Source organism: Leisingera sp. F5 (assembly GCF_001593695.1).
On the sequence record NZ_LUKH01001107.1, the window covers coordinates 1 to 1,269 of the forward strand.

Annotated in this window: 1 protein-coding gene; it reads right to left on the bottom strand. The window is 64.1% G+C overall.

Annotated features, from left to right (window positions below; all coding sequences use genetic code 11):
* On the bottom strand, positions 1–1,263 hold a 1,263-nt coding region (locus A2I95_RS39290), incomplete at its 3' end, for a potassium transporter TrkG (RefSeq protein ID WP_291737779.1).
* Between the last annotated feature and the right edge of the window lie 6 nt (positions 1,264–1,269).

A 1,269-nucleotide genomic window follows, 5' to 3' on the forward strand; every position in this document is an offset into this window, starting at 1 on the left:
AAACAGCATGAAGAACACCCAAGCCACAAACGCACCGTTTTTCTGCAGCCGCTTGGTGCGGTTGCCTTCGCCGCTGACTGAGCTGGGATGCACCAGCCGCTCCATTTCGCGCAGCCCGTTCAGATACAGCGCATAGACCCGCAGCAGCTTGACCCCGCCTGCGGTGGTGGCGACACCGCCGCCGAACACCGCCAGCCCCAGCAGGATCATGCCCGGCGTCTCCAGCCCGGACCAGGCCTGAGCGGCTTCCCAATGAGCACTTTCAAATCCGGTGGTTGACAGGAAGGACATCACCGTAAACAAGGTGCCCCACAGCGCCCGCAGAGCTTGCAGCAGATCTTCGCCGGCATCCACCTCATAGGCGGCCAGCCAATGACGCAGAAACAGCAGCAGTGGCACCCCAAAGACAATCAACAGCCCGGTGCGGAATTCCGGATCCTTGTCCAGCCGCCCCTGCCCTGCGGTGACCGTGTCACTGGAAAAGGTCAGCCGCGACAGCGCAAAGAACATGAACAGGAACATGACCATCTCACCCGCCAGGCCGCTGGCGGCATTCTCTACCCCGCCGGTCGCGGATATACCCGAGGTCGCCATCACTGACATCGCATGGCTAAGACCTGCCAAGGCCTGCTCGCCGGTGATCATCAGCAACAGCCACAGCACCAAGGTCAGCCCGGCGTAAACCGGCGCCAAAGTGCGCGTCACCAGAACCAGCTGGCGGCGCGGGTCCGCCTTCTCCATATGCGCAGGCGCGGCGGTGCCGCCGCCGGGCTCGCCTTTGGCGGTGACCTCGAAGCCGCCCAAAGACATCGGCGCCAGCACCGCCGACGCCGCCACCCACATCAAGAGCCCGCCAAGCCAGCCGACAATCGCCCGCCACAGATGCACGCTGGGCGGCAACCGGTCTGGATCGCCCCAGACATCGGTGCCGGTGGTGGTGATGGCGCTGACCATGTCGAAATAAGCGTTCAGAAAACGGGTGCTGACCAGCGCATCCTGAACCGGCACCGCCAGGAACAGCGGCAGCACGGCGAAGGTTGCCAGCAGCGACAGCAATTGCCCCGGCATCCCGTAGCGCGGCACCCGGTTGCCTATCGACAAGCCGATCAGCACCACCAGAATAAGCCCGGCAACACCGGCATAGAAGAAACTGCGCGAAGTGTGATGGTCGTCCAGCACCAGCGCATGAACGGCCGGCAGCCACATCGCCAGCGAGGCAATGCCCCAGATCAGCAGGAACAGCGGCAGGCGCAGCACGCCAATGGGAGC